The sequence below is a fragment of the Oerskovia enterophila genome (assembly GCF_044748475.1).
GTDB lineage: Bacteria > Actinomycetota > Actinomycetes > Actinomycetales > Cellulomonadaceae > Oerskovia > Oerskovia enterophila.
This window is the reverse complement of record NZ_JBIVFZ010000003.1, coordinates 553,515-579,503: the sequence shown is the minus strand read 5'-3', so window position 1 is coordinate 579,503 and position 25,989 is coordinate 553,515. Positions and strand designations below refer to the sequence as shown.

The window sequence follows — 25,989 nt, the reverse complement described above, 5'->3', positions numbered from 1 at the left end:
GCACGCAGGGGCCGGCCGGGGCGCCGTGCACCCGCGTTCAGGGCTCCCACCTGCGCATGGACGGCGCGCGGCGGGTGGTGGGGCACCGCATAGAGTGGGGTCGTGACTGGAACGGCGACAGCGGGGCCTCGCCTCGACGAGGAGATCGACACGCGGGAGGGGCTCTCCCTCGCCGACACCTGGGTGACCCTCGTGTGGAACGACCCGGTGAATCTCATGAGCTACGTCAGCTACGTCTTCGAGAGCTACTTCGGGTACAGCCAGCAGAAGGCCAAGACGCTCATGCTCCAGGTGCACCACGAGGGCCGGGCGGTGGTCTCGTCCGGTGGGCGGGAGAAGGTCGAGGTGGACGTGCAGGCGATGCACGAGTTCGGGCTGTGGGCCACGATGCAGCGGAGCGGGGAGTAGTGCGCCCGTTCCGTCGGGCGCGCCGCGGCTACGTCGCGGAGCTGAGCGCCGCCGAGCGGCTCGTCCTCGCGCACGTCGTGGGTGACGTCGTCGAGCTGCTGCAGGAGCAGGCGGGACCCACGAGCGAGGAGGCCGCGCCGACCTCGGAGGCTGCGACCATCGAGGGCGTCGCTCCGCTCTCTGCGCCCCCCGAGGAGGTACGCGCGCCCACGGACCCTGCGGTCCGCCGTCTGCTCCCCGACGCCGCTCCCGAGGACGCGGGGGTCTCGGCCGAGTTCCGCCGGTTCACCCAGGGCGACCTGGCGGCCGAGAAGTCGCAGCGGCTGCTGCTGCTCGCGGACCTCCTGCTCGCGGGGGACCCGCAGGACGCGGAGGCGCTCACGCCGCTCGTCGTCCGGCCCGACGACGCACGTCGCGTCGCGGGGGCCCTCACCGACGTCCGGGTCGTCCTGGCGGAGCGCCTCGAGCTGCGCACCGACGACCAGGTCGAGGACCTGCACGACGAGGTGCTCGCACGCGAGGCCGCTGACGTGGAGGAGGACGAGGGCGCTCCCGACGCCGCCAGACGGTTCCTCGCGAGCGTGTTCCTCATGTCCGGCTGGCTCCAGGAGTCGCTCGTGGACCTGATGCTCGCCGAGGTCCGCCGCTCGCCCCGCTGAGCGACCCGCGCGACGTAGCATGCTTGTAGGTCACTCGCCACATTTCTGTCAAGATGCGCAGAGGGTGAAGTGGTGCCAGGATTGTCCTTGTTGAACCGGGGCGTCCGCGTCCCGGCCGAGAGAAAGAGGGACAACATGCCTACGTGGCTCATCATCCTGCTCGTCGGAGTCGTGCTGCTCGTGTTCGGTGTGGCCGTCGAAGCAGCGAAGTTCCTGATCTGGCTCGGCATCATCGTGCTCGTCGTCAGCCTCGTCGTGGGGCTGATCGGACGGGGCAAGGCGAAGGTCTAGGCAGCCCGGGTCGCCGTCCTGACAGGCAGACCCGGGGCCAGGACCGGAGGGCGCCGCACGCACGTGCGGCGCCCTTCGTCGTGCCCGGCGCCCCTTGTGTCGGTCGACACAGGGGTGCCGGGGCGCCGGAGACGTCCAACCGGGGTGGGCGGCACTAGGCTCGACCCCGTGAACGACGCACCCATCGGCATCTTCGACTCGGGAGTCGGGGGACTCACCGTCGCCCGCTCGATCCTCGACCAGCTGCCGAACGAGTCGCTGCTGTACATCGGGGACACGGCGAACAGCCCGTACGGGCCCAAGCCGCTCGCCGCGGTGCGGGCCATGGCGCTCTCGATCATGGACCAGCTGGTCGACGAGGGCGTCAAGATGCTCGTCATCGCGTGCAACACGGCGTCGTCCGCGGTGCTGCGCGACGCGCGCGAGCGGTACACGGCGCGCTACGGGATGCCCGTGATCGAGGTCATCCTGCCCGCGGCGCGCCGCGCGGTCGCGGCGACCCGCACGGGGAACATCGGCGTGATCGGGACGCGGGGGACCATCGAGTCGCGCGCCTACGACGACGCGTTCGCCGTGGCCCCGGGGCTGCGGCTCACGTCGCAGGCCTGCCCGGAGTTCGTCCGCCTCGTCGAGGCCGGGGTGACCTCGGGCCCCGAGGTCCTGGAGATCGCGCACGAGTACCTCGCACCGGTGCGCGCCGCCGGGGTCGACACCCTGGTGCTCGGCTGCACGCACTACCCGCTGCTCGCGGGCGCCATCTCCTACGTCATGGGCGACGAGGTCACGCTCGTCTCGAGCGCCGAGGAGACCGCGAAGGACGTCTATCGCACGCTCGTCGCGCACGGCCTGGAGCGCTCGCGCGAGGCGGGCGCGCCGCGGCACCGCTTCCGCGCGACCGGGAGCGCCGAGCCGTTCGACCAGCTCGCGCGCCGGTTCCTCGGGCCCGAGGTCTCGCTCGTGGAGGCCGTCTGATGCGGCTGGTCGTCGTCGGCTGCTCCGGCTCGTTCGCCGGTCCCGACTCTCCTGCGTCCTCCTACCTGGTCCAGGTGCCTGCCGCGGACTCCCCGGACGGGCGGGAGTGGAACCTCCTGCTCGACATGGGCAACGGCGCGCTCGGTGCGCTCCAGGGGATCCTCGACCCGCGCCGGCTCGACGCGATCGGCCTGTCCCACCTGCACCCCGACCACTTCGTGGACGTGTGCGGGCTGTACGTGTACCTCAAGTACCACCCGGACCGGCTCACGGCGGCGGCGGCCGCCTCGGGCACGGGAGCGGCCGCGGCCTCCGGCGCCCCTGGTGGGTCCGCCGACCAGGCCACGGCGGGCACGCTGCCCGTGTGGGGCCCCTCGAACACGGCCGAGCGGATCGGGGCGACCTACGGCCTGGAGGCGGGGGAGTCCCTCGAGTCCCAGTTCGACTTCCGGGCGTGGGTCCCGGGGCAGGTCGTCAGGGTCGGCCCGCTCGAGATCGAGCCGTTCCGGGTGTTCCACCCGGTCGAGGCCTACGGCGTGCGCGTGACCGGGCCCTCGAGCCTGGCCCTGGGGGAGCGGGTCACGCTCGCGTACACGGGCGACACCGACGTCTGCGACGGCGTGGTCGAGCTGGCCCGTGGCGCCGACCTGCTCCTGGCAGAGGCCGCGTTCCACGAGGGGCGCGACGACGCGGTCGACCGCGGCATCCACCTCACGGGACGGCGGGCGGGCGAGGTTGCCACCGCGGCGGGCGCCAAGCGCCTGGTCCTCACCCACCTGCCCGCGTGGAACGACAAGCGGGCCGCGCGCGACGAGGCCACCGCGGTCTACGCGGGTCCGGTCGACCTCGCCGCGACGGGCCGGGTCTTCACGCTCTGAGCCCGGATAGGCTGGCTCCATGACTTCAGCCTCCACCTCCCAGACCGTCCGCGCGGACGGCCGCGCGCCCGACGAGCTCCGTCCCGTCACGATCACCCGGAACTGGCTCGACGCCGCCGAGGGCAGCGTGCTCGTCGAGTTCGGCCGCACGCGCGTGCTGTGCGCGGCCTCGTTCACCGAGGGCGTGCCGCGCTGGCGCAAGGGCTCGGGTCAGGGCTGGGTCACGGCCGAGTACTCGATGCTGCCGCGCGCGACCAGCACCCGCAGCGACCGCGAGTCCGTCAAGGGCCGCATCGGCGGGCGCACGCACGAGATCTCGCGCCTCATCGGCCGTTCGCTGCGTGCCGTGATCGACGTCTCGGCGCTCGGCGAGAACACGATCGTGCTCGACTGCGACGTCCTGCAGGCCGACGGCGGCACGCGCACCGCGGCCATCACGGGCGCGTACGTCGCGCTCGCGGACGCCGTGACCTGGGGCAAGAAGCACGGCGCGATCAAGGGCGGCAAGAAGGTCCTCACGGACTCGGTGTCGGCCGTGAGCGTCGGCATCATCGACGGCACGCCCATGCTGGACCTGCCCTACGTCGAGGACGTGCGCGCGGACACCGACATGAACGTGGTGGTCACGGGCTCGGGCGACTTCGTCGAGGTGCAGGGCACGGCCGAGCACGCGCCGTTCAACCGCACCGAGCTCGACGTCCTGCTGGACCTCGCCCTCCACGGCACGTCCGAGCTCGCGATCATCCAGCAGCTCGCGCTCGACGAGGCGTCGCGGTGAGCGCTGCGTCCGGCGTGAGCGTCCCGGCCGGCGCACGGCTCGTGCTCGCGACCCACAACGTGGGCAAGCTCGCCGAGCTGCGGGCCATCCTCGCCGCCCAGCCGGGCCTGGACCTGCCGCCCGAGGCCGTGGTCTCGGCGGGCGAGGTCGGAGCGCCGGAACCCGTCGAGGACGGCGTGACGTTTGCGGAGAACGCGCTCATCAAGGCTCGAGCGCTGGCTGCGGCGACGGGCCTGCCCGCCGTGGCGGACGACTCGGGGCTCGCGGTCGACGTCCTGGGCGGGGCGCCGGGGATCTTCTCGGCACGCTGGTCCGGTCGTCACGGCGACGACCAGGCGAACCTCGACCTGCTGCTCGCGCAGCTCGGTGACGTTCCCGCCGGGCACCGGGCCGCGGGCTTCGTGTGCGCGGCCGCGCTCGTGACGCCGGGTGGGGGAGAGTGGGTGCGCACCGGTGAGATGCGTGGCACGCTCCTGACCGCCCCGCGTGGCGAGGGCGGGTTCGGCTACGACCCGATCCTGCTCCCCGACGGCGAGACCCGCTCGGCCGCCGAGCTGTCGGCCGCGGAGAAGAACGCGATCAGCCACCGCGGCAAGGCGTTCCGCGCTCTCGCGCCGCAGGTCGTCGCGGTGCTCACGGGGACGGCCGTCGACGAGGTCCAGGTCCAGCCGCTCGCCTGAGCTGCGCCTGGCGACGGCCTGCCTGGTCGCCGGGGTGCCCCGGTCGAAGGGGTGCCCCGGTCGCCGGGGTGCCCCGGTCGCCGGGCCACGGGTCGGATCGGCCACGAGCGTCCGAGCGAGCGCGACCTCCGGGTCGCGCTCGCTCGGACGTCGAGCCGCACGTCGAGAACGACGTTCCGTGCGCTCGACCACGATGTTGCGGCCGCCAGACCGGGCAGAACGATCTCCACCTCGTTCTCGGCACCAGGGGGTGCAGGGCATCGAGCGGTGCTCGGTCACGAGACGGGCTACCTTCGCCCGCGCAGGGGGCCCAGGTCGCGAGACGTACCGCCCTACCGCCGCCCGCGCAGCGTGACCACCAGGAGCGCGACGAGCCGCCAGCCCACGAGCGTCGCGAGCAGGAACGCTGCCGACACCACGAGGAACGCGGTCGCCAGCCCCTCGCCCGTGGCCCAGCGCAGCGCCATCCCCACGACCCACGTCGTGACCCACAGCACGACCCCGGTCGGCCAGGCCGCGAGCGGCCGGCGCCACGCGCGCAGCAGGACCCAGCCCGCCGCGAGGCCCACGAGGAACGGCCAGGCGATCGACAGGACCGCGGTCAGCGGGCTGTCCGCGGAGTGCGTCGCCCGGCCTCCCGCCGCGAACGCGAGGACCGCGACGACGTCGAGCACGACGGCCAGGGCGACGACGCCCGTCCGGACGGTCGGGCGGGTCGGGTTCGGGGCGGTGGCAGGCGTCGAGGTCATGGCCACGACGCTACCGGAGCACCACCCTCTCCTGGCTCCCCGCGGCGCCCTGCCCGCTGTTGCGCGGGCCACGTCCACGGCCGGGACGAAGGCCAGGCTGGAGGCAAGGGCGCGCTCGCCCTTCTGCTCCCTCTAGGGTTGACCCGTGCACCTGGCTGTCGACGACCTCTCCTTCTCCTACCCCGGACGCCCCGTCCTCTCGGGCGTCTCCCTGCGCGTCGCCCCCGGCACGCGCCTCGGCGTGGTCGGTGAGAACGGCAGTGGGAAGTCGACGCTCCTGGGCGTCCTGGCCGGGACGCTGCCGCCGAGCGGAGGCGACGTGCGTCGCCAGGGCACGCTCGCCGTCGTCGAGCAGGAGCTCGTCCCGCTGCCCGGTCAGACCGTGGGCGACCTGGTCCGCGACAGCCTCGCGACCGTGCGCGCCGTGGGAGCGGAGCTCGACGCCGTGACGCGCGACTTCGACCACGAGCACGGCAGCCTCGCCGAGCTCTCGGACGTCCTGGCCCGCGCCGAGCACCTGGCCGTGTGGGACGCCGACCGTCGCGTCGAGGTCGCGCTGTCCCGGCTGGGCGCGTGCCGCGACCCGCACCGCGAGCTCCTGACGCTCTCGGTCGGCGAGCGCTACCGCGTGCGCCTCGCGTGCCGCCTGGCCGAGCGCAGCGACCTGCTCCTGCTCGACGAGCCGACCAACCACCTCGACACGAGCGGCATCGACTTCCTCACGGGCGAGATCGTGGCGTGGGGCGGCGGGATCGTCATGGTCACGCACGACCGCCAGCTGCTCGACGACGTCGCGACCGAGATCCTCGACCTCGACCCCGCGATGGACGGCAAGCCCGTCCTGTACGGGCAGCCGGGCTACCTCGCCTACCGCTTCGCCAAGAACCAGGCCCTGCACCGGTGGCGTCAGCGCTACCGGGCCGAGCGCAAGCGTGCCGAGAAGCTCGCCGAGCGCCTCGACGCGTCGTACGAGGGGCTCTCCGACGAGTGGCGACCCGCCAAGGGGAGCCAGAAGCACCGTCGTGCGACGCACGCGCGCATCCACGTCAAGGCCGCGGACCGGCTCGTGCAGAAGCTCGAGGCCGAGGCCGTCGAGGTGCCCGTGCCCCCGCTCGAGCTGCGCTTCCCCGACCTGCTGGCCATGTCGCCCGGGTGGGCTCCCGACCTGTCGCTGCTCGAGGTGCGCAGCCCGCGCGTGGACGCGGGGCAGCGCGAGCGTCAGAGCGAGCCCGGCGGCCGTCCCGACGGCGACGACGTCCCGGCTACCGCTGCAGCACCCGCCGGTGCCCGGCTCGATCTGCCCGGGACGCGCATCGCGATCCCGCCGTCGGGACGGCTGCTGATCACCGGGCCGAACGGGTCGGGCAAGTCGACCCTGCTCGCGGCGCTCGCGGGAACGGTCCGGCTCGACCGCGGCACGCGGTCCGTCGCCGAGGGGGTGCGGGTCGGGATCGTCGCGCAGGAGGGCCCCGCGCTCCCGCCGGGCGCCGAGGAGCGCACGGGCTTCGAGGAGTACGCGCAGGAGGCGCTCGACCTGCTCTCGGCCGGAACGCTCGACCCGGACCACCTGGTACCCGTCGCGTTCCTCGGGCTGCTGGCCGAGGAAGACCTGGACCGCCCGCTGCGCGAGCTGTCCGCGGGGCAGCGTCGCCGCTTCGACCTGGCCCGCGCGCTGCTCGCGGTGCCGCACGTCCTGCTGCTCGACGAGCCGACCAACCACCTCTCGATCGACCTGGTCGACGAGCTCACCCAGGCGCTGCGCGTCACGCCTGCGGCCGTGGTCGTCGCGACGCACGACCGCAGGATGCGCGAGGACTTCGCGGACTGGCCCACGCTCGAGCTCTAGAGCGCGCCGCTCAGAACCCGTTCTCGGGGTCGCCCAGGAGCTGGGCCACGTGGTCCGGGACGTAGTTCGCCAGCTCGCGCGGCGGGCGCACGTAGCTGCTCGACGCCTGGGGGCGGTCGGGCAGCACGACCTTGTCGTGCGGCACGTCGACGTACGGGATGGTCGAGAGCAGGTGGGCGATCATGTTGAGCCGGGCGTTCTTCTTGGAGTCCGACTCGACGACGAACCACGGGCTCTCGGGGACGTCGGTGTGCACCATCATCTCGTCCTTGGCGCGCGAGTAGTCCTCCCAGCGGTGGATCGACTCGAGGTCCATGGGGCTCAGCTTCCACTGACGCACCGGGTCGGACAGGCGTGAGCGGAACCGCTTGAGCTGCTCGGCGTCCGAGACCGAGAACCAGTACTTGCGCAGCAGGATCCCGTCGTCGATGAGCATCTGCTCGAAGACCGGGGTCTGGCGCATGAAGCGCTGGTACTCCTGGGGGGTGCAGAAGCCCATGACCTTCTCGACGCCTGCCCTGTTGTACCAGGAGCGGTCGAACAGCACGATCTCGCCCGCCGCCGGCAGGTGGGCGATGTAGCGCTGGTAGTACCACTCGGAGCGCTCGCGCTCGGTGGGCGTGGGCAGTGCCGCGATGCGGGCGACGCGGGGGCTGAGGTACTGCGTGATGCGCTTGATCGTGCCGCCCTTGCCCGCGGCGTCACGGCCCTCGAAGATCACCACGACCCGAGCGCCCGTGGCCTGCGTCCACTGCTGGAGCTTGACGAGCTCCGCCTGGAGCCGGAACAGCTCGGCCTCGTAGACCTCACGGGACAGGGACGGGGCCTTGTCCTTCTTCGACTTCTTCTTCGACGTCTTCGACATGGCGACACGCTACCGCCGCCAGGGGGCCGCTCCGGCAGGCGCGCGAGACGAGCGGTCCGGGCCGAGCGGGTGAAGATCAGGACGTCTCGCGAGCCCGACGGGACGCGGCCGTCAGCCCCGCGCGGGTGCCGGCTTCATGCGCCGGTCGATCCAGCCCAGGAGGGCCGCGAGCCCCAGGAAGACCACGGCCACGATGCCCGTGTTGACCAGCGCCTGCGGGTACCCGATCTGGGTGACGTCCATGAACGGGTAGGGGTACCAGCGGGAGAACGCTCCCTGGACGAAGATGTAGACGATCCACGCGAGCGGAGCCACGACGGACCACCACACGGTCGCGGTGTCGATGCGCGGGCGCGGGCCCACGACGAGCCAGCCCACGACCGCGAGCAACGGCCCTGCCTGGTGCATGAGGAGGTTCGTGAAGAAGCCGGCGACGCTCAGCTCGTGGAGCCCCGCGAGCACGGTGTTGTAGACGATCCCGGTCACGGCGATGCACAGCAGCGCGTCGAGCCGCGCGACGCGGAACACCCTCCCGTCGCGCTGCGGGTCCACGAGGAGCAGCGCGCACGTGACCCCGACGAGGATGTTCGACAGGATGGTGAAGTAGCTGAAGAAGTGGACGACGAGGTCCACGGTGGTGTCGCCCGGGAGCGGCCCGCGCCCGAGCGTGCCGAAGAGCTCCCAGACGACGCCGACGAGCGCCATGGCTGCGACGACGCCGTGCCACCAGCGGGCAGCCGTCAGGCCTCGCCATCCGGTGCTCGACGGCGAGGCGACCCGCGCCGTGCTCACGTGAGCCGGCCGACGTACGCCATGGCCTGGCGCAGGAGCGTGCCCTGCCCGCCGTGCATCTCGAGCTGCACCTGGTCGCTGCACGCCTGCTCTGGCGTGAGCCACGCCAGCTCGAGCGCCTGCTGCTGGGGCTGGCAGTCTCCCGAGACCGGGACGACGTACGCGAGCGAGACCGCGTGCTGACGCGGGTCGTGGTAGCCCGTGATGCCGGGTGTGGGGAGGTACTCGGCGACCGTGAACGGCTGCGGGGAGGCCGGGACGTGGGGGAGGGCCACCGGGCCCAGGTCCTTCTCGATGTGCCGCAGCAGCGCGTCGCGGATCCGCTCGTGGTACATCACGCGCCCCGACACCAGGGCCCGTGTCATCTGGCCCTCGGGCGTCACGCGCAGGAGCAGGCCCACCGCGACGACGTCGCCCGAGTCGTCGACCCGGACCGGGATGGCGTCGACGTAGACGAGGGGAAGGTGCGACCGTGCGGCCGCGAGGTCCTCGGCGCTCAGCCACCCGGCCGGCTGGGGGAGCTCACGGGAGAAGTCGTCGGGCGGGAAGTCCGCGGTGTCCGTCACCCGACTGTTCTACCACCCGCGCCCGTCCGTGCGCTGGACCGCGGGCGACGGGACCCCGACGGGAGGGGCGCTGCGGCGTCTCGTCGAGCGAGCACCGCGACGCCCTCCACCCGGGGGCCTCAGTCCTCGACCGACCGGGGAACGGGCTCGGCGAGCCGGGCGATGAGCTCGACGAGCAGGCGCTCGCTCACCGCGGGCGGCAACGCCTCGACGAGCGCCAGGAGCGGGGCCATGGGCCCCGTGCCGGGCTCGGGCGTGTCGCCTCCGCGCGTGTCGGCGCCCCCCAGCACCGTGCGCTGCACGAGCTCCCAGGCCGTGGCCGAGTCGAGCGACCCGAGCGCGGCGACCGCGTCAGCGGGCTCGACGCCCGGGGCGAGGGTCGCGAGCAGCCCGGCCAGGACCTGCCCGGGGTCGGGCCGCGGTACACCGCGCACGGCTTCCGCGGCGTCGAGGAGCGCGGCTCCCAGCTCGCCGACGACGCCCGCCGTCACCGGGGTCACCGTGAAGTGCGTCGTGTGCGGCAGCCGCGAGCCGTCGGGCTGCGTGAAGCCCGGCTGGGGCTGGAGCACGAACCCGCTCGCGCGCACCGCGTCCGACCACACGTGCGGGTCGATCCGGCGGCCGGCAGGGACGGACTCGTCGGTCGCGACCGCCACGAGCGGCCCCACCGGGAGCCCGACGACCCGCAGGCCCTCGATCGACCCGAGCACCTCGTGCAGGGCGGACGTGGCCTCCGCGCAGCGGGCCGTCACGGCCTGGTAGCCGGGCACGCCGAGCGCCTGCGTCACGGCCCAGGCCGCAGCGAGCGGCCCCGCCGACTTGGAGCCCATGATGGTCGAGTTCACCACGGGGTAGCCGGGCCAGCGCGTCGTCGCGAACAGCTGGTGGCGCTGGCGGTCGCGGTCGCGTGTCAGGAGGACCGAGGTGCCCTTGGGGGCGTACCCGTACTTGTGGATGTCGGCCGAGATCGACGTGACCCCCGGGACGCGGAAGTCGAAGACCGGGACCTGGGCTGCGGCGTCGGGCCAGAAGGGCAGGACCCAGCCGCCCACGCACGCGTCCACGTGGACCGGCACGCCCAGGGCGCTCGCGGCCGCCGCGACCTCCTCGACAGGGTCCACGACCCCGTGCGGGTAGGAGGGCGCCGAGACCACGACGAGCGCGACGTCGCGTCCGTCGCCCACGGCCTCGGCCAGGGCGGACGGGTCGGCGCGGCACGACGCGGGGTCGACGGGGACCAGCACGAGCTCGAGCCCCAGGTAGGCCGCGGCCTTGTGGAACGCGGCGTGCACGGTCGTGGGTGCGACGACGCGCAGCGCGAAGCCGAGCGTCGCGAGGGTGCGCGGCGACCCGTCGGCCTGTGCCGGCTGGGCGGCGAGGAACGCGTCGCGCGCGGTCTTGACCGCCAGCAGGCAGCTCTCGGTCCCGCCGGACGTCACGGTCCCGACGACGCCGCTCGCGTCCTGCGCGCCCGTCCCGTGCAGCATGTCGCGCGCGAAGGACACGAGCTCGCGCTCCATGACCGCGACCGACGAGAAGGTCGTGGGGTCCAGGGCGTTGAGCGGCTGGACCGCGCGGATCGCGTCGCCGGCGAGAGCGTCGAGCTCGGCCAGGTCCGGGTCGTAGACGTACGAGAGCACGCGGCCCCCGTGCGTGGGGGCGTCGGCCGCTCGCAGTGCTGCGAGGCGGTCGAGGATGCCCTCGGTCCTCAGGACGGGCGGGGCGGGCAGGGGGGTGTCGTCAAGGGCGCTCATGCGCGGCGGACTCCTCGGTGGGCACGTCGATGTCGCCCCTGCGCAGTCGATAGCGTACGAGGGCGACGAGGCTCAGCGCGACAAGAACCGCCGGGACCAGCGAGAACGAGAGCGCGATGCCGTCGATCGCGGCGCTGGACTGCTCGGGCGTGACGCCTGCGCTCGAGGACTGGTAGCCCGTGACCCACTGCACGAGGCTCAGCAGGCCGGCGCCGAACGCCATGCCCGTCGTCTCGCCCGCGGTCCACACGCCGCTGAACGCCCCACCACGGTCGGCGACACCAGGTGTGGTGCGCGCGTCGTGCGCGATCACGTCGGGGAGCATCGCGAGCGGCAGGGCCTGCATGCCCGCGTAGCCGACGCCCGCGAGGGCCGTGGGCAGGTAGACCCAGGCCCCCGGGGTCCACGCGAGGGGCACCATGCACAGCGTCGCGAGCGCGAACAGCGCGCTCGCGAGGATGAAGCTGCGCTCCTTGCCGACGCGGCGCGCGAGCCGGTTCCAGAGCGGCATGACGAGCAGCGCGGGGGCGATGAGCGCCGCGAACAGCAGGCTCACCGCGAGGTCCGACTCCAGGACGTACGTCGCCACGTAGTTCGCGGCCGCGAGCATGAGGCCCGTCGCGAGCGCCTGGAGGAAGAACGCGGTCAGCAGCACGCGGAACGGCTGGCTCCGGCGCAGGGTCGAGACCGCCTCGGCGACCGCGATCCGGAAGGCTCCCAGCGCCGAGACCGCCGCTGCCGGGGCCGCGGCCTGCGCGCCCGGGGGGAGCGGCGCCGTCGGGCCTGCTGCGCGTGCGCCCCGCGGGGCCACGCGCGACGCGACGAACATGCCTGCCCCGATGACCAGGCCCGCGACCACGCCGAGCGTCAGGTACCCGGACAGCGAGCTCGTCTCGCCGCGCAGCACCGGGCCCCCGGCCCCGAAGAGCAGGATCGCGAACGCGAGCGTCGCCACGCGCCAGCTGATGAGGCGCGTGCGCTCGTCGTACGTCGGGGCGATCTCCGCGGGCAGCGCGATGTAGGGGACCTGGAACATCGAGAACGCGGTGGCCGCGAGCAGGAACGCGACCAGCACCCAGATCGAGGCGGCCACGGTCGAGGCCCCCGCCGGCACGGCGAACGTCAGCGCGAAGAACACCGGGATCGCGACCGCGCCGATCGTCATGAAGCGCCGCCTGGACCCGGTGCGCACTAGGTCGCGGTCGCTGCCGTACCCGATGAACGGGTCGATCACGACGTCCCAGACCTTGGCGCCGGTGACGACCAGGCCCGCGACCGCGGCCGGGACGGCGAGCGCGTCGGTCAGGTAGTACAGGAGCATGAGGCCGGGCAGCGTGCCGAACCCACCCGTGCCGACCGAACCGATGGCGTATCCCGCGATCGTGCGCGGCCTGAGGCGTTCCACGCGCCACAGCCTAGACGTGACCTCGCTCACGGCCGTGCAGGCAGGGCTGACGGGGAAGGTCCGAGCCGGCAGCACGCGCGGACTCCCGCCCGCCGCGCCGGGAATACCCGGCCGCGGCAGGTTGCTGCACCTGGTGAACCCCTCAGGAAGGACCTTCATGGCAACCCAGGAACTCACCGGCGCCACGTTCGAGCAGACCATCAAGGACAACGACATCGTCCTGGTGGACTTCTGGGCGTCGTGGTGCGGCCCGTGCCGCCAGTTCGCCCCGGTGTTCGAGGCCTCCTCGGAGACCCACCCGGACGTCGTGCACGGCAAGATCGACACCGAGGCCGAGCAGGGCCTCGCGGCCGCGGCGAACATCACCTCGATCCCGACACTCATGGCGTTCCGCGAGGGCGTGCTCGTCTTCTCGCAGCCCGGCGCGCTCCCCGCACCCGCTCTCGAGCAGGTCGTCGAGGCGGTCAAGGGCCTCGACATGGACGACGTCCGCGCCCAGATCGCCCAGGCGCAGGCCGCCGGGTCGAACGGTCAGGCGGACGCCTGACGCTCCGGCGCACGCAGCTCGACGAAGGACCCCGGCTCCGGCCGGGGTCCTTCGTCGTCCCGGGGTCAGGCGCTCAGGCCGCGGGCCCGACGGGCGTCGGGCTCGGCAGGGCGTGCCGCGCGGCCTCCTGCGCGTCCAGGTCGCGGCGGCGCCGGGCCGCGCGGTCGCGGACGGCTCCCGACGGCTCGGGGAGCTCCGCGGCGAGGCGCTCGAGGCGCCGGAGCCAGCGCTCGCGTCGCGCCGGCGAGACCTGGGCGACGCGCGCGTGGTTGACCCACCGGACCCGCCGCACGCCGAGCTGGCCGAAGACCCCGCGGGCGACGACCCGTTGGACCGGCGCGCCGAACCACGTGCGGTAGAGCGGGCCGGGGGTCGTCATGGTCGTCACGAGCGTGACCCCCGAGAGCCCGAGCAGGCCCTGGAGCGCCCCGACCCGGTTCTCTGTGTAGGCGAACCCGGGCACGAGGACCTTGTCGAAGAAGCCCTTGAGGCGCGCGGGCATGACCTCCCACCAGACCGGGTGGACGAGGACGAGGTGGTCGGCCGCGGCCAGCCGCTCCTGGTACTCCGCGGCCCGTGGGTCCACGGTCCGTCCCTCGCGCCATGCGCCCAGGTCCGCGCGCCGGACCACGGGATCGAAGTCGTCGAGGTCGAGGTCGATCACGTCGACCTCGTGCCCGGCCGTCGTGGCCCCGCGGATCGCGGCCGCGGCGAGCGCCCGGCTGTAGCTGCCCTCGTAGGGGTGGTCGATCACGAGCAGGACGCGCATCAGAGTCTCCTTAACGTCGTTCAATCTAACAGCGTTAGAGTTGCTGAACATCGTTAAGGTGTCAAGGTGTGGTGGTCCGGACGTGCCGGGCGTGCGAGGAGGTGGAGCGGTGGCCGAGCGGCTCGACCGGCAACGGGTGGTGCGGGCGGCGCTCGCGCTGCTCGACGAGGTCGGCCTCGACGGGCTGACGCTGCGCCGGCTCGCCCAGGACCTCGACGTCAAGGCGCCCGCGCTCTACTGGCACTTCGCGGGCAAGCGTGACCTGCTCGACGAGATGGCGGCCACCATGCTGCGCGACCTCGTCGAGGGCGCGGCCTGGGACGAGGCGGTGGCTGCGGGGGCGCCCTGGCAGGAGTGCGTGCGCGAGTCCGCGACCGCCCTGCGCGAGATGCTGCTCTCGCACCGCGACGGGGCGCGGGTCTTCAGCGGGACCTTCGTCACCGACGAGTCGCTGCGCGGCGCGGTCGAGGTGCCCATGGGCATCCTCACGGCGGCAGGGTTCGGGCCCGACGACGCCGCACGTGCCTGGGGGACGCTGCTCGCCTTCGTCCTGGGCTTCGTCGTGGAGGAGCAGGCCGTCGACCGGCGCGAGCTCGACCGCTCGCATGCGGCGGCGTTCGAGGAGCGGTTCGTGTTCGGGGTTGACGTGATCGTGGCGGGGCTCGCGACGCGGCTCGGGTGAGGACCGGTGCCGACGCGCTCGTCGGCGGCCCCGTCCCGCCCGGCCTCGGGCGGTCGGGCTCGCACACCGGCGGGCGATCCGGCCGCTGCGCTGGCGACCCGCGGGGGCGCGGAGGATCGTGGAGGGGAGCGCGGGCGCGACGAGGCGTCCGCCCGACGATGACGGAGGACGTCATGAGCGGCTCGGTAGCGCGCATCACCCAGATCAGTGCACGGTCCGACGTGAGCTTCGACGACGCGGTCAAGACCGGGATCGAGCGGGCGAGCGAGACCCTGCGCAACCTCACGGGCGCGTGGGTCAAGGAGCAGAAGGTCGAGGTCAGGGACGGGAAGATCGTGGCCTGGCAGGTGGCGCTCGAGGTCACGTTCGTCCTCGACTGAACCCGGTCCTCGAACGGGGGGCCGATCGCCGCGCCCGGGCGTGCCGACTTGACCGGCGGGCCCGGGTGCGGCTATTTGACCCTGCGCCTGGGATTCCGTAATCTTGAACGTCGGTGCGCTCGGTGCGCACTGGTCCCGTGTGCCCATGGACAGGTCGCACTCGCACGCACAGGTGTGTTGAGTCCTGCCAAGACGGCCAGACATGGCGAGCACGCCAAGACTAGAAGAGATGAGCAACAACGTGGTGTACGCGATCGTCAAGGCCGGTGGCCGCCAGGAGAAGGTGTCCGTCGGCGATATCGTCGTCGTCGACCGTCTGTCGGCTGGTGCCGGACAGTCCGTCGAGCTTCCTGCGATCCTGCTGGTGGACGGGGAGAAGGTGACCCACGACGCTGCGGCGCTCGCGAAGGTCAAGGTCACTGCTGAGGTCGTCCGGGACGAAAAGGGCCCGAAGATCACGATCCTCAAGTACAAGAACAAGACCGGCTACCGCAAGCGCCAGGGTCACCGTCAGCAGCTGACCCGCCTCAAGGTCACCGGCATCAAGTGACTTCCCTCGGTGGCTCGTGAGAGCCGCCGCAGGTGATCCCACCCCCTCTTCTTCCAGCACGAAAGCAGGTTCGACATGGCACACAAGAAGGGCGCGAGCTCCTCGCGCAACGGTCGTGACTCCAACGCCCAGCGCCTCGGCGTGAAGCGCTTCGGTGGCCAGGTCGTCAGCGCCGGCGAGATCATCGTCCGCCAGCGCGGCACCCACTTCCACCCGGGCAACAACGTCGGTCGCGGTGGCGACGACACGCTGTTCGCCCTGACCGCCGGCGCCGTCCAGTTCGGTACGCGCCGTGGCCGCAAGGTCGTCGACATCGTCTCTGCCGAGGCCTGATCCACGACGCTGCACATGCTTGACAGGAGGGGCGCACCGACGCGGTGCGCCCCTCCTGGTGTTCTTCCCCCCGCTCGAGAGGACCCTTTCCATGGCCACGTTCGTCGACCGCGTCGTTCTGCACGCCTCCGGCGGTGACGGCGGAAACGGCTGCGCCTCCATCCGTCGGGAGAAGTTCAAGCCGCTCGCCGGCCCCGACGGCGGCAAGGGTGGGGACGGTGGGAGCGTGCGGATCGTCGTCGACACGCAGACCACGACGCTCCTCGAGTTCCACCACTCGCCGCACCGGCACGCCGCGTCCGGGACCCAGGGCAAGGGCGACTACCGGGAAGGTGCCAACGGTGAGGACCTGATCCTGCGCGTGCCCGACGGCACCGTGGTCAAGGACCGTCAGGGGAACGTGCTGGCCGACCTCATCGGCGAGGGGGCCGAGTACGTCGCCGCCGCCGGTGGCCGCGGCGGCCTGGGCAACCACGGCCTCGCCTCCCCTCGCCGCAAGGCCCCGGGCTTCGCTCTCCTGGGCGAGCCCGGCGAGGAGGTCGACTTCGTCCTCGAGCTCAAGTCGATCGCGGACGTCGCGCTCGTCGGCTTCCCGAGCGCGGGCAAGTCCTCGCTCGTCGCCGCGATCTCGGCCGCACGACCCAAGATCGCCGACTACCCGTTCACGACCCTCGTCCCGAACCTCGGCGTGGTCCAGGCCGGCGACGTGCGCTTCACGGTCGCCGACGTCCCGGGCCTCATCCCCGGTGCGAGCGAGGGCAAGGGGCTCGGGCTCGAGTTCCTGCGACACATCGAGCGCACGGCCGTGATCGTGCACGTGCTCGACTGCGCGACGCTCGAGCCGGGCCGCGACCCCATCTCGGACCTCGAGGCCCTCGAGGCCGAGCTGGCCGCCTACTCGGGCGACCTCGACGGTTCGGGCGTCGTGGGCGGGCTCCCGCTCAACGAGCGCCCGCGCCTCGTCGTGCTCAACAAGATCGACGTGCCCGAGGCGCGCGAGCTCGCCGACCTGGTCCGCCCCGACCTCGAGGCCCGCGGCCTGCAGGTCTTCGAGATCTCGGCAGCGAGCCACGAGGGCCTGCGCCAGCTGACCTACGCGCTCGCCGGGCTCGTCGACACGGCGCGCCGCGAGACCCCCGCGCCCGCTCCGGTGCGCACGATCCTGCGCCCCAAGGCCGTCGACGACGCCGGGTTCACGGTCACCCACAAGAACGCGGGCGACGGCACGTTCTACTTCGAGGTCCGCGGTGCCAAGCCCGAGCGCTGGGTCCGTCAGACCGACTTCGCGAACGAGGAGGCCGTCGGCTACCTCGCGGACCGTCTCGCCCGCCTGGGCGTCGAGGAGAAGCTCTTCAAGGCCGGGGCGGTCGCCGGCGACGAGGTGCGGATCGGGTCCGAGAAGAACGCCGTGGTCTTCGACTGGGAGCCCACGCTCATCACCGGCTCCGAGCACCTCGGCGGACCCCGCGGCACCGACCTGCGCTTCGACGACCACTCGCGCCCCACGCGCAACGACAAGCGTCGCGAGTACAACGAGCGCATGGACGCCAAGGCCGAGGCCCGCGCAGAGCTCTGGACCGAGCGCGAGTCCGGTCACTGGACGGACCCCGAGAAGGACTGACCTCCGGACACGGTGCCGCAGCGACGGGCCGAGCGGTCGGGTGCCCCGACCTCCGACTCCCGCGCCGGTGCTGTCGCCCACGACGTCCGCCCGCAGGGCGGGTACGGCCCCTCGGGTCGTGCCCGCCCTGTGGCGTACCGGTCGAGCGACGACCACCGCCCGGGTGGGACGGGAGCGGGAGGTGGGCGACGTCGTCGGGCGGGCTCACGCTGGAGAAGCTGTCAGAAGTGCACCGGGCCATGCGCCGGTGCAGTTCTGACACCACGGCGCGGCGGGGTCCATGCCGTCTCACCCCGGGGTGTCACACGGTGACATGACTCCGCGCCCGGGCGCCCGGCGCGCGATGATGTCCCGGTGAATGCGCTCTCCGCACGCTCCCAGGTCGCCACGGCCCACCGGGTCGTCGTCAAGATCGGCTCCTCCTCGCTCACCGGACCGGACGGGCACCTCAGCGTCCCGGCCCTGCACGCGCTCGTCGACGTCATCGCCGCGCGGCACGCCGCGGGCGGGCAGGTCGTGCTCGTGACGTCCGGGGCGATCGCGGCGGGGATCGGTCCGCTCGGCCTCAGCGCCCGACCACGCGACCTCGCCACGGCCCAGGCCGCGGCCTCGGTGGGCCAGGGCCTCCTGGTCGCCCGGTACGCCCAGGCGTTCGCCGAGTACGGCATCCGCGTGGGGCAGGTCCTCCTCACGGCCGAGGACACCATCCGCCGCGGGCACTACCGCAACGCGCAGCGCTCGCTCGAGCGGCTCCTCGACCTGGGCGTCGTGCCCGTCGTCAACGAGAACGACGCGGTCGCGACCGACGAGATCCGCTTCGGCGACAACGACCGCCTCGCGGCGCTCGTCTCGCACCTGGTCCGCGCCGACGTCATGGTGCTGCTGACCGACGTCGACGGGCTCTACGACGGCCCGCCCTCGCGCCCCGGCACCCAGCGCATCCGCGAGGTCCGCTCGCCGCTCGACCTCGAGGGCATCGAGGTCACGGGGCGCGGCAGCTCGGTCGGGACGGGCGGCATGCTCACCAAGCTCGAATCCGTGCGCATCGCGACCGGCTCGGGCATCCCGGTCGTGCTGACCAAGGCCGCGAACGCCGAGGGCGCGCTCGCCGGGCGCGAGGTCGGGACCTGGTTCGCCGTGACGGGCAAGCGCACCACGCGCCGACGCCTGTGGCTCGCGCACGCCGCGCGCACGCGGGGGCGCCTCGAGCTCGACGAGGGGGCCGTGACCGCGGTCCTGGGCGGGAGGGCCTCGCTGCTGCCCGCGGGCGTGGTCGGGGTCACGGGCGACTTCGACGCGGGCGACCCCGTCGAGCTCGTCGCGCCCGACGGGCGCGTGATCGCGCGCGGCCTCGTGGCCTTCGACTCGACCGACATCCCCGACCTCCTCGGTCGCTCGACGCACGAGCTGCGCGACAAGCTCGGCGAGGGCTACGACCGCGAGGTCGTGCACCGCGACGACCTGGTGCTCGTGGGGCGCAGGCGCAAGGCGTCCTGAGGGCGGCTCGCGGCGCACTGCAGCGCGCCGCAGCGCTCGGTCCCACGACGGGGCCCGGAGACCTGGAACGGTCTCCGGGCCCCGTCTCTCGTTTGCGTTGTCTCATGGAGTGGGACGCCGCTCTCACTCCTTGACTGCACGGCGCCGGGAGGCTTTCCTGTGCGGCAGGTGAAGAGCGCCAGCGCCAAGACCCGGCTCGCTGGCCAGCAACCCTTCGATGTGACGGGGTGCTCCGGGCAGGACCTGACCGCGCCGACAGGTCGCGGTAAGCACACGACGTGACGAACGACCCCCGTCCACGGGTTCCTGTGGCGTGCCCGGGGACGGGCGGGACCCGCACGTCGTCCGACCGAAGGACGCACCATCGTGAGCCAGAGCACCCCGGCGATCTCCTCGCTGGCCTTCCTCACCCCCGGGAACTTCCCGGACGACGACCCCGCCAGCGGTCTCGAGGCGACGCTGCGGCTGTTCGAGCGCGCCGAGGCCTGGGGGTTCGACGGAGCGTGGGTCCGCCAGCGGCACCTCGAGCACGGGATCTCGTCGGCGACCGTCTTCCTCGCAGCGGCGTCCCAGCGCACGAGCACGATCGAGCTGGGGACCGGCGTCATCCCGATCGGGTACGAGAGCCCGTTCCGCCTCGGGGAGGACCTCTCGACCGCCGACGTCCTCGCGCAGGGGCGCCTCCAGGTGGGCCTGAGCGCGGGCCGTCCGCCGCACGCCGACCTGATCGGTGACCTGGTCTTCGACGGGGACTGGGAGTCCCACGACTTCTCGCACGCACGCATCGAGCGGCTCGCGGCCAACCTGTCGGGCGGTTTCATCGGCGACGAGGACACCGTGGTGCACTCGCCCGGGAACGTCCAGCGGCCCCGGCTGCAGCCGCACAGCCCGGGGCTCGTCGACCGCCTCTGGTACGGCGCCGGCTCGCGCCGGTCGACCGAGTGGGCCGCGCGCAACGGGCTCAACCTCCTGACCGGCAACATCGTGGCAGGCGAGGAGTCGGACGACTTCGTCACCGCCCAGCTCGCGAACCTCGCCGCCTACCGCGCGGGGCGCGGCGACGGGCGGCCCACGCGGGTCGCGCTCGGGCGGGTCATCGTGCCGACCGACAGCGCCGACGCCTCGTCGCGCCGACGCTACCGAGCCTTCGAGGAGTCGCGCCGAGCCCGGACCCTCGCCCCGCAGGGCGAGCGCCGGACGCTCTTCGCGCCCGATCTCGTGGGGCCCAGCGAGGAGATCCTCGAGCGGCTCGTGGCGGACGCCGTCGTGGGCGAGGTCAGCGAGCTGCGCCTCGAGCTGCCCTACGAGCTCAGCGACGAGGAGTACGAGCAGATCCTGCACGACGTCGCGACGCTCGTCGCCCCGGCCCTCGGCTGGGCGCCGGCCACGGACCGTGCGGGAACGGCCGGCTCGACCGTGCCGGGATCGCCGCTCGTCGAGCGGACCGCCGCCGCCGTCGCCGTCGGCGCCTGACGGAGGAGGAGAACCACCATGGGACGCTATCTCGCGACGCGACTGGCCCAGGCGGTCGGCGTGCTCTGGGCCGCCTACACGGTGTCCTTCATCGTGCTCTACGCCCTGCCTGGCGACCCGGCCCAGCTCATGGCCGGGGCAGACGCCAACGACATCACCCCCGAGCAGCTCGATGCGCTCAGGGCAGAGCACGGCCTCGACCGCCCGCTCGTGGTCCAGTACTTCTCGCAGCTCGCTGGGCTCTTCCGTGGCGACCTCGGCCAGTCGATCAGCACGGGGCGCCCCGCCGCGGACCTCATCGTCGAGGCGATCCCACCGACCGTGCAGATCGCCGCGGCCGGTCTGCTGCTCGCGGTGGTGCTCGGCGGAGGGCTGGCCGTCGCGGCCACCTACACCCGGTTCCGCGGTCTCGGGCAGCTGCTCCTCGGGCTGCCGCCGCTCGGGGTCGCGATCCCCGCCTTCTGGTTCGGCCTCCTGCTCATCCAGTGGTTCTCCTTCACGCTGCCGATCTTCCCCGCGATGGGGAACAAGGGGTTCGCCTCGATCGTCCTGCCCGCGATCACGCTCGCCGTGCCCACGGGGGCGACGATCGCCCAGCTGTTGTCCAAGAGCCTGGCCACCACGTTGCGCGAGCCCTACATCGACGCGGTGTGGGCCAAGGGAGCCGGGCGCCCGAGGGTGTTCTTCTCGCACGCCCTGCGCAACGCCGCGCTGCCCGCGCTGACGATGACCGGCCTGATCGTCGGGCAGCTGCTCTCCGGCACGGTCGTCACCGAGACGGTGTTCTCCCGACCGGGACTCGGCCGCGTGACCGCGTCCGCGGTGCAGACCCAGGACATCCCGGTCGTGCAGGGCATCGTGATCTTCGCCGCCGTCGTGTTCGTCGTGTCCAACCTGCTCGTCGACCTGGCCTACCCGTTGCTCGATCCCCGCGTGGTGACGGGACGTCGCCGAGGCGCGACCACGCCTGGGGCGACGCCCGGGGGAGGGGCCGCCACCCCCGAGGACCAGACCGTACCCACCAGATCGTCGACCCCCGAGGTCGCCGTCCTTCACGGAGGTGCAGCATGACCGACACCGCCCTCGCCCCGCACGAGCAGAGCGTCCTGCCGGAGGCCGATGCCGTCGACGGCACCACGCCCGGCCTCCAGCGGCCCTCGTCCGCGGACCTGCCGCCCGGCCGCGTCCGTGGACTCGCGAGCCTCGTGGCGGGCCTGGGCTTCGTGGTCCGGCGGCCCGGGCTGCTCGCGGCCGTGGTCTGGATCGTCGTCGTCCTGGTGGCTGCCTTCGCCCCGACGCTGCTCGCGCACTCCGACCCGCTGACCGGGGTGCCGGCCGACAAGCTCCAGCCGCCGTCGGCCGAGCACTGGTTCGGGACCGACCAGCTCGGCCGCGACCTCTACTCCCGGGTGGTCCACGGCACGGCGCTCACGCTCCAGGCCTCGCTCATCGCGGTCGGCCTCGGGCTCGTCGTCGGCTCGACGCTGGGCCTGCTCGCGGGGTTCTTCGGCTCCTGGGTCGACGACGCCGTCATGCGGGTCGCCGACGTCCTGCTCGCGATCCCGAGCCTGCTGCTCTCGCTCGCGCTCGTCACGGTCCTCGGGTTCGGCACCGTGAACGTCGCGATCGCGGTGGGGCTCGCGAGCGTCGCGAGCGTCGCCCGCATCATGCGGTCCGAGGTCGTGCGCGTCCGCAGCTCGGTGTTCGTCGAGGCCGCGCAGGCGTCGGGGAACCGCTGGCACCGCGTGCTGCTGCGGCACGTCCTGCCGAACTCGGCCGGGCCCGTCGTGGTCCTCGCGACCCTCGAGCTCGGCACCGCGATCCTGGCGGTCTCGTCCCTCAGCTTCCTGGGCTACGGGGCGCCGCCGCCTGCCCCCGAGTGGGGTCAGCTCGTCTCGACCGGACGTGACTTCCTGCGCAACGCCTGGTGGCTCACGACCCTCCCCGGGCTCGCGATCGTGCTGACGGTCCTCTCGGCCAACCGCATCTCGCGAGCCCTCGACACCGAAGGACGGCGGAACCGATGAGCACGGACCGGAGCGCACCGCTGCTGCGCATCGACAGCCTGGCGGTCGAGTACCGCACGCGCCGCGGGACGGTCGCGGCCGTCCAGGACGTCTCGTTCGACGTGCTCCCCGGCGAGACCGTGGCGGTCGTCGGCGAGTCCGGGTCGGGGAAGTCCACGACCGCGCACGCGATCGTCCAGCTCCTCGCGTCGTCCGCGGCGGTCACGCACGGCCGCATCGTCTTCCAGGGAACCGACCTGGCGACCGCCTCGCCCGCGGCGTTGAGATCGTTCCGCGGCCGGCAGATCGGGCTCGTCCCGCAGGACCCCACGGTCTCGCTCGACCCGGTCAAGCGCATCGGCCACCAGGTGGCAGAGGTGCTGCTCGTCCACGGTCTGGCCGACCGCAGGTCTGCCAGGGCGCAGGCCGTCGAGGCGCTCGGGGCCGCGGGCCTCGAGGACCCCGAGGTCCGCGCGCAGCAGTACCCGCACGAGCTCTCGGGCGGCATGCGCCAGCGCGTCCTCATCGCGATCGCGATCATCGCGGAACCCGCGCTGCTGATCGCCGACGAACCCACGAGCGCGCTCGACGTGACGGTCCAGCGACAGATCCTCGACCACCTCGCGGCACTGACCCGACGGACCGCGACGAGCGTCCTCCTGGTGACCCACGACCTCGGCGTGGCAGCGGACCGGGCAGACCGGATCGTCGTCATGTCGGAGGGGCGGGTCGTCGAGGTCGGCACCCCGCGCGAGGTGCTCGAGCACCCTGAGCACCCCTACACACGAGCACTCCTCGCCTCGGCTCCGAGCCTCAACGCGCACGGCGAGCTGCGTCGGACAGCAACACCCTTGCCCCGTGCCGTGAGCGAACGGACGTTCGCCGGGCGCGCGGGGGACCCGTTCGTCGCACGGGCGGCCGACGACGGACCGGCGGACCCGACCGGGCAGGACGTCCTGGTGGCCCGGCACCTGGTCAAGGACTTCCCCCTCCCGCGCGCCGCCGGGGGCGGCACCCATCGTGCCGTCGACGACGTGAGCTTCCGGATCCCGCGCGGCCACACGTTCGCCCTCGTGGGGGAGTCCGGCTCCGGGAAGTCGACGACCGTGCGGCTCGCGCTGCGGCTGACCGACGTCACGAGCGGGTCCGTGACGTTCGACGGGGCCGACGTGACCGAGGTGCGTGGGGCACGTCTGCGCGACCTCCGGCGCCGGGTCCAGCTCGTGCACCAGAACCCGTTCGCCTCGCTCAACCCCCGGCTGTCGGTGGGCGAGGTCGTGACCGACCCGCTCGCCGCGTACGGCCTGGGTACGAGGCACGAGCGGCGCTCGCGCGCGCTCGAGCTGCTCGACGTCGTCGCCCTGCCGGCCTCGGCGCTGGACCGCAAGCCGTCCGAGCTCTCGGGCGGGCAGCGCCAGCGGGTCGCGATCGCACGGGCTCTCGCGATCAACCCTGAGCTCCTCGTGCTCGACGAGCCCGTCTCGGCCCTCGACGTCCAGGTGCAGTCCCAGATCCTCGGGCTGCTTTCCGGGCTCCAGGAGTCGCTCGGTCTCAGCTACCTGTTCATCTCGCACGACCTCGCGGTCGTCCGGGAGATCGCGCACACGGTCGCGGTCATGCACCGAGGACGGGTCGTCGAGACCGGGCTGGTCGACGAGGTCTTCCGCTCGCCCCAGCACGACTACACCCGCAACCTGCTCGACGCGATCCCGGGCGCCCGAGCGCTCCACCAGGGCTGACCGAAGCTTTCCGCACCACCCACCACCGGACCTCGGTCCACGACGAAGGAGAATCATGAACGCACGTATCCGACGGGGAGGAACCGCCCTCGCGACGTCCGTCGCCGCCACCCTTGCCCTGACCGCGTGCGGTGGGGGGACCGGGACCGGCTCGGCCGCGGACGACGTCTCGGCCTCGACCTCGAGCCCGGTCGACGGAGGTGAGCTCACCTTCGCGATCGGGAACGACCCGATCTCGCTCAACCCCTCCGGCACGGGGTCGGGCAACGACACCCTCTACGTCACCCGGCAGATCGTGGACTCGTTGCTCTACCAGAACCCGGACACGAACGAGCTCGAACCGTGGCTCGCGACGAGCTGGAGCGCCAACGCGGACGCCACGACCTTCACGTTCGAGCTGCGTGACGACGTCACGTTCTCCGACGGCACGCCCCTGACGGCGGCCGAGGTCAAGGGGACCTTCGACGACATCGTGGCGGCAGGGGCGAAGAGCGGCGCGCTCAGCTCTTTCGTGGGCTACGAAGGGACGAACGTGATCGACGACGACACCGTCGAGGTCGACTTCGCGACGCCCAACGCGGCCTTCCCCAGCTCGACGGCGTCGCCCGCCCTGGGGATCGTCGCCGCGTCGACGGTCGCGATCCCGTTCGACGACCGGGCGACGGGAGAAGGGGTCGTCGGCACCGGTCCGTTCGTCCTCGAGTCGTACACCAAGGACGTCGAGACGGTCCTGGCGCAGCGCGCCGAGTACGCCTGGGCACCTTCCGCGCTGGGCAACGACGGTGCCCCGCACCTCGAGCAGGTCACGTTCCAGGTGGTCCCCGAGGCGGGTGTGCGCACCGGCAGCCTGACCTCCGACCAGGTCGACGTCGCCGGAGGGATCCAGCCGACGGACATCGAGACGCTCGAGATCAGCGACTTCCCGGTCATCAGCCGCGCCAACCCGGGCAACGTGTTCGGCGTCTACTTCAACAACTCGCGCCCCATCGTCTCGGACGTCGAGGTGCGCGAGGCGATCTCCTTCGCGATCGATGCCGAGGAGATCAGGGACACGTCGCTCAACGGGAGCTTCGCGGTCGCGACGAGCGTCCTCGCGAGCACCACACCCGGCTGGGCCGACCAGAGCTCGTACTTCGCGTTCGACCGCGCCAAGGCCGAGAAGCTCCTGGACCAGGCCGGGTGGACGGTCGGCTCCGACGGCGTCCGCGAGAAGGACGGGCAGAAGCTGTCCCTCAAGGTCGCGTGGATCACGAACTTCGGCCCGAACCAGACCTCGCTCGAGCTCCTCCAGCAGCAGCTCAAGGCGGTCGGCATCGAGATCACCCTCGAAGGCGGGACCGTGCCGGAGTTCCTCGAGCGCCAGCAGGGCGGGGACTACGACTTCGCCTGGCACAACCAGTCCCGTGCCGACGGGGACATCCTGCGGACGGCCTTCTCGACCGGTGCGACGAACTACCCGCGCATCACCGACCCTGAGCTCGAGGCTCTGCTCCAGGCCCAGCTGGCCGCCGGCGACCCGGCCGAGCGCGCGGAGATCCTGGCGCAGGCCCAGGAGCGCCTCGCGAGCCAGTACTACCAGATCCCGGTGCACGAGCTCACGAGCGTGATCGGCACCCAGCCGACCGTGCACGGGCTCACGTTCGGTGCCGACTCCCGGCTCGACTCGCTCGTCAGCACCTGGAAGGACGCCGACTAGCATCCCGGGTCCCGGTGGGACCGCTCCGTCCGGGGCGGTCCCACCGGGCGCGT

The 25,989-nt window shown here is 72.8% G+C and carries 27 protein-coding genes and 1 riboswitch; of the genes, 20 read left to right on the top strand and 7 right to left on the bottom strand.

The window, feature by feature from the left end; translation table 11 throughout:
* The first annotated feature begins 144 nt into the window (after positions 1 to 144).
* The 7 genes from clpS (at position 145) to rdgB (ending at position 4,666) form a co-directional block, all read left to right on the top strand.
* Entirely contained in the window at positions 145 to 408 is a 264-nt protein-coding gene (gene clpS / locus ACIPWA_RS11940) for an ATP-dependent Clp protease adapter ClpS (protein WP_056651395.1), read from the top strand.
* Positions 408 to 1,067, top strand: coding sequence for a DUF2017 family protein (locus tag ACIPWA_RS11935; protein WP_400290380.1), 660 nt, complete (start codon positions 408 to 410; stop codon positions 1,065 to 1,067). The genes clpS and ACIPWA_RS11935 overlap by 1 nt, the downstream gene beginning before the upstream one ends.
* A 135-nt stretch (positions 1,068 to 1,202) precedes the next feature.
* Positions 1,203 to 1,358, top strand: coding sequence for a hypothetical protein (locus tag ACIPWA_RS11930; RefSeq protein WP_168210118.1), 156 nt, complete (start codon positions 1,203 to 1,205; stop codon positions 1,356 to 1,358).
* 168 nt (positions 1,359 to 1,526) lie between these two features.
* Positions 1,527 to 2,330: a glutamate racemase gene (murI, locus tag ACIPWA_RS11925; RefSeq protein WP_056650490.1), complete on the top strand. Its 804-nt coding sequence runs from the start codon at positions 1,527 to 1,529 to the stop codon at positions 2,328 to 2,330.
* A complete protein-coding gene (locus tag ACIPWA_RS11920) occupies positions 2,330 to 3,208 on the top strand; it encodes an MBL fold metallo-hydrolase (protein WP_400290377.1) in 879 nt (292 codons plus the stop codon). Before murI ends, ACIPWA_RS11920 begins: the two co-directional genes overlap by 1 nt.
* Before the next feature lie 19 nt (positions 3,209 to 3,227).
* The gene (rph, locus tag ACIPWA_RS11915; RefSeq protein WP_056650494.1) at positions 3,228 to 3,986 is read left to right on the top strand and encodes a ribonuclease PH; all 759 of its coding nucleotides are present in this window, start codon (positions 3,228 to 3,230) and stop codon (positions 3,984 to 3,986) included.
* Between the two features lie 14 nt (positions 3,987 to 4,000).
* Positions 4,001 to 4,666, top strand: coding sequence for an RdgB/HAM1 family non-canonical purine NTP pyrophosphatase (gene rdgB / locus ACIPWA_RS11910; RefSeq protein WP_400290743.1), 666 nt, complete (start codon positions 4,001 to 4,003; stop codon positions 4,664 to 4,666).
* Between the two features lie 332 nt (positions 4,667 to 4,998).
* Here the strand turns inward: rdgB and ACIPWA_RS11905 are convergent, their stop codons facing one another.
* Positions 4,999 to 5,415, bottom strand: a complete 417-nt coding sequence (locus ACIPWA_RS11905) for a DUF3054 domain-containing protein (protein ID WP_400290374.1) — start codon at positions 5,413 to 5,415, stop codon at positions 4,999 to 5,001.
* A 145-nt stretch (positions 5,416 to 5,560) separates the two neighbouring features.
* Between ACIPWA_RS11905 and ACIPWA_RS11900 the strand changes: the two genes are divergently transcribed.
* On the top strand, positions 5,561 to 7,261 hold the full coding sequence (locus tag ACIPWA_RS11900; RefSeq protein WP_400290373.1) for an ABC-F family ATP-binding cassette domain-containing protein: 1,701 nt from the start codon (positions 5,561 to 5,563) through the stop codon (positions 7,259 to 7,261).
* A 10-nt stretch (positions 7,262 to 7,271) separates the two neighbouring features.
* Here ACIPWA_RS11900 and ppk2 read toward each other — a convergent pair whose 3' ends face one another.
* The 5 genes from ppk2 to ACIPWA_RS11875 form a co-directional block, all read right to left on the bottom strand.
* On the bottom strand, positions 7,272 to 8,126 hold the full coding sequence (ppk2, locus tag ACIPWA_RS11895; RefSeq protein ID WP_400290371.1) for a polyphosphate kinase 2: 855 nt from the start codon (positions 8,124 to 8,126) through the stop codon (positions 7,272 to 7,274).
* 111 nt (positions 8,127 to 8,237) lie between these two features.
* Positions 8,238 to 8,918 (bottom strand): Pr6Pr family membrane protein, encoded by a 681-nt coding sequence (locus ACIPWA_RS11890; protein WP_400290369.1) that lies wholly within the window; start codon positions 8,916 to 8,918, stop codon positions 8,238 to 8,240.
* Positions 8,915 to 9,484: an NUDIX hydrolase family protein gene (locus tag ACIPWA_RS11885; RefSeq protein ID WP_056650504.1), complete on the bottom strand. Its 570-nt coding sequence runs from the start codon at positions 9,482 to 9,484 to the stop codon at positions 8,915 to 8,917. Before ACIPWA_RS11885 ends, ACIPWA_RS11890 begins: the two co-directional genes overlap by 4 nt.
* A 119-nt stretch (positions 9,485 to 9,603) precedes the next feature.
* Entirely contained in the window at positions 9,604 to 11,238 is a 1,635-nt protein-coding gene (locus tag ACIPWA_RS11880) for a pyridoxal phosphate-dependent decarboxylase family protein (protein ID WP_400290367.1), read from the bottom strand.
* Positions 11,225 to 12,643, bottom strand: coding sequence for an MFS transporter (locus tag ACIPWA_RS11875; protein WP_400290365.1), 1,419 nt, complete (start codon positions 12,641 to 12,643; stop codon positions 11,225 to 11,227). The genes ACIPWA_RS11880 and ACIPWA_RS11875 overlap by 14 nt, the downstream gene beginning before the upstream one ends.
* 157 nt (positions 12,644 to 12,800) lie before the next feature.
* Here ACIPWA_RS11875 and trxA point away from each other — a divergent pair, with 157 nt between their 5' ends.
* Positions 12,801 to 13,190 carry a thioredoxin gene (gene trxA, locus ACIPWA_RS11870; RefSeq protein ID WP_056650509.1) on the top strand — a complete coding sequence of 130 codons (390 nt, stop codon included), beginning with the start codon at positions 12,801 to 12,803 and terminating at the stop codon, positions 13,188 to 13,190.
* Between the two features lie 73 nt (positions 13,191 to 13,263).
* Here trxA and ACIPWA_RS11865 read toward each other — a convergent pair whose 3' ends face one another.
* Positions 13,264 to 13,959 (bottom strand): NAD(P)H-dependent oxidoreductase, encoded by a 696-nt coding sequence (locus tag ACIPWA_RS11865; protein ID WP_400290362.1) that lies wholly within the window; start codon positions 13,957 to 13,959, stop codon positions 13,264 to 13,266.
* Positions 13,960 to 14,068: 109 nt separating this feature from the next.
* On the opposite strand from ACIPWA_RS11865, the gene ACIPWA_RS11860 reads away from it, so the two are divergent.
* From ACIPWA_RS11860 to ACIPWA_RS11810, 11 genes are all read left to right on the top strand, one after another.
* Positions 14,069 to 14,641 (top strand): TetR/AcrR family transcriptional regulator C-terminal domain-containing protein, encoded by a 573-nt coding sequence (locus ACIPWA_RS11860; protein ID WP_400290360.1) that lies wholly within the window; start codon positions 14,069 to 14,071, stop codon positions 14,639 to 14,641.
* Positions 14,642 to 14,814: 173 nt separating this feature from the next.
* The gene (locus ACIPWA_RS11855) at positions 14,815 to 15,021 is read left to right on the top strand and encodes a dodecin family protein (protein WP_056651409.1); all 207 of its coding nucleotides are present in this window, start codon (positions 14,815 to 14,817) and stop codon (positions 15,019 to 15,021) included.
* 241 nt (positions 15,022 to 15,262) lie between these two features.
* Positions 15,263 to 15,571: a 50S ribosomal protein L21 gene (rplU, locus tag ACIPWA_RS11850; protein ID WP_191789147.1), complete on the top strand. Its 309-nt coding sequence runs from the start codon at positions 15,263 to 15,265 to the stop codon at positions 15,569 to 15,571.
* Between the two features lie 75 nt (positions 15,572 to 15,646).
* Positions 15,647 to 15,904, top strand: coding sequence for a 50S ribosomal protein L27 (rpmA, locus tag ACIPWA_RS11845; protein ID WP_030151568.1), 258 nt, complete (start codon positions 15,647 to 15,649; stop codon positions 15,902 to 15,904).
* Positions 15,905 to 15,995: 91 nt separating this feature from the next.
* Complete coding sequence (gene obgE / locus ACIPWA_RS11840) at positions 15,996 to 17,525, top strand: GTPase ObgE (protein ID WP_400290359.1); 1,530 nt, start codon at positions 15,996 to 15,998, stop codon at positions 17,523 to 17,525.
* A gap of 354 nt (positions 17,526 to 17,879) precedes the next feature.
* Positions 17,880 to 19,022, top strand: coding sequence for a glutamate 5-kinase (gene proB / locus ACIPWA_RS11835; protein ID WP_068625112.1), 1,143 nt, complete (start codon positions 17,880 to 17,882; stop codon positions 19,020 to 19,022).
* Between the two features lie 167 nt (positions 19,023 to 19,189).
* Positions 19,190 to 19,300, top strand: a riboswitch (SAM riboswitch).
* Positions 19,301 to 19,388: 88 nt separating this feature from the next.
* The gene (locus ACIPWA_RS11830; RefSeq protein ID WP_068709198.1) at positions 19,389 to 20,495 is read left to right on the top strand and encodes an LLM class flavin-dependent oxidoreductase; all 1,107 of its coding nucleotides are present in this window, start codon (positions 19,389 to 19,391) and stop codon (positions 20,493 to 20,495) included.
* Positions 20,496 to 20,513: 18 nt separating this feature from the next.
* Entirely contained in the window at positions 20,514 to 21,566 is a 1,053-nt protein-coding gene (locus tag ACIPWA_RS11825) for an ABC transporter permease (protein ID WP_400290356.1), read from the top strand.
* Positions 21,563 to 22,522, top strand: a complete 960-nt coding sequence (locus ACIPWA_RS11820; RefSeq protein ID WP_400290354.1) for an ABC transporter permease — start codon at positions 21,563 to 21,565, stop codon at positions 22,520 to 22,522. The genes ACIPWA_RS11825 and ACIPWA_RS11820 overlap by 4 nt, the downstream gene beginning before the upstream one ends.
* A complete protein-coding gene (locus ACIPWA_RS11815) occupies positions 22,519 to 24,240 on the top strand; it encodes a dipeptide ABC transporter ATP-binding protein (protein WP_400290353.1) in 1,722 nt (573 codons plus the stop codon). The genes ACIPWA_RS11820 and ACIPWA_RS11815 overlap by 4 nt, the downstream gene beginning before the upstream one ends.
* A gap of 55 nt (positions 24,241 to 24,295) precedes the next feature.
* Complete coding sequence (locus tag ACIPWA_RS11810; protein WP_400290350.1) at positions 24,296 to 25,936, top strand: ABC transporter substrate-binding protein; 1,641 nt, start codon at positions 24,296 to 24,298, stop codon at positions 25,934 to 25,936.
* Positions 25,937 to 25,989: the final 53 nt, after the last annotated feature.

Excerpts from the sequence above, each read along its gene's own strand:
- ACIPWA_RS11930 (WP_168210118.1), top strand. The coding sequence starts at position 1,203 with ATGCCTACGTGGCTCATCATCCTGCTCGTCGGAGTCGTGCTGCTCGTG.
- ACIPWA_RS11920 (WP_400290377.1), top strand. The coding sequence starts at position 2,330 with ATGCGGCTGGTCGTCGTCGGCTGCTCCGGCTCGTTCGCCGGTCCCGAC.
- rph (WP_056650494.1), top strand. The coding sequence starts at position 3,228 with ATGACTTCAGCCTCCACCTCCCAGACCGTCCGCGCGGACGGCCGCGCG.
- ACIPWA_RS11905 (WP_400290374.1), bottom strand. The coding sequence starts at position 5,415 with ATGACCTCGACGCCTGCCACCGCCCCGAACCCGACCCGCCCGACCGTC.
- ppk2 (WP_400290371.1), bottom strand. The coding sequence starts at position 8,126 with ATGTCGAAGACGTCGAAGAAGAAGTCGAAGAAGGACAAGGCCCCGTCC.
- ACIPWA_RS11880 (WP_400290367.1), bottom strand. The coding sequence starts at position 11,238 with ATGAGCGCCCTTGACGACACCCCCCTGCCCGCCCCGCCCGTCCTGAGG.
- trxA (WP_056650509.1), top strand. The coding sequence starts at position 12,801 with ATGGCAACCCAGGAACTCACCGGCGCCACGTTCGAGCAGACCATCAAG.
- ACIPWA_RS11865 (WP_400290362.1), bottom strand. The coding sequence starts at position 13,959 with ATGCGCGTCCTGCTCGTGATCGACCACCCCTACGAGGGCAGCTACAGC.
- ACIPWA_RS11855 (WP_056651409.1), top strand. The coding sequence starts at position 14,815 with ATGAGCGGCTCGGTAGCGCGCATCACCCAGATCAGTGCACGGTCCGAC.
- rpmA (WP_030151568.1), top strand. The coding sequence starts at position 15,647 with ATGGCACACAAGAAGGGCGCGAGCTCCTCGCGCAACGGTCGTGACTCC.
- obgE (WP_400290359.1), top strand. The coding sequence starts at position 15,996 with ATGGCCACGTTCGTCGACCGCGTCGTTCTGCACGCCTCCGGCGGTGAC.
- ACIPWA_RS11825 (WP_400290356.1), top strand. The coding sequence starts at position 20,514 with ATGGGACGCTATCTCGCGACGCGACTGGCCCAGGCGGTCGGCGTGCTC.
- ACIPWA_RS11820 (WP_400290354.1), top strand. The coding sequence starts at position 21,563 with ATGACCGACACCGCCCTCGCCCCGCACGAGCAGAGCGTCCTGCCGGAG.
- ACIPWA_RS11815 (WP_400290353.1), top strand. The coding sequence starts at position 22,519 with ATGAGCACGGACCGGAGCGCACCGCTGCTGCGCATCGACAGCCTGGCG.
- ACIPWA_RS11810 (WP_400290350.1), top strand. The coding sequence starts at position 24,296 with ATGAACGCACGTATCCGACGGGGAGGAACCGCCCTCGCGACGTCCGTC.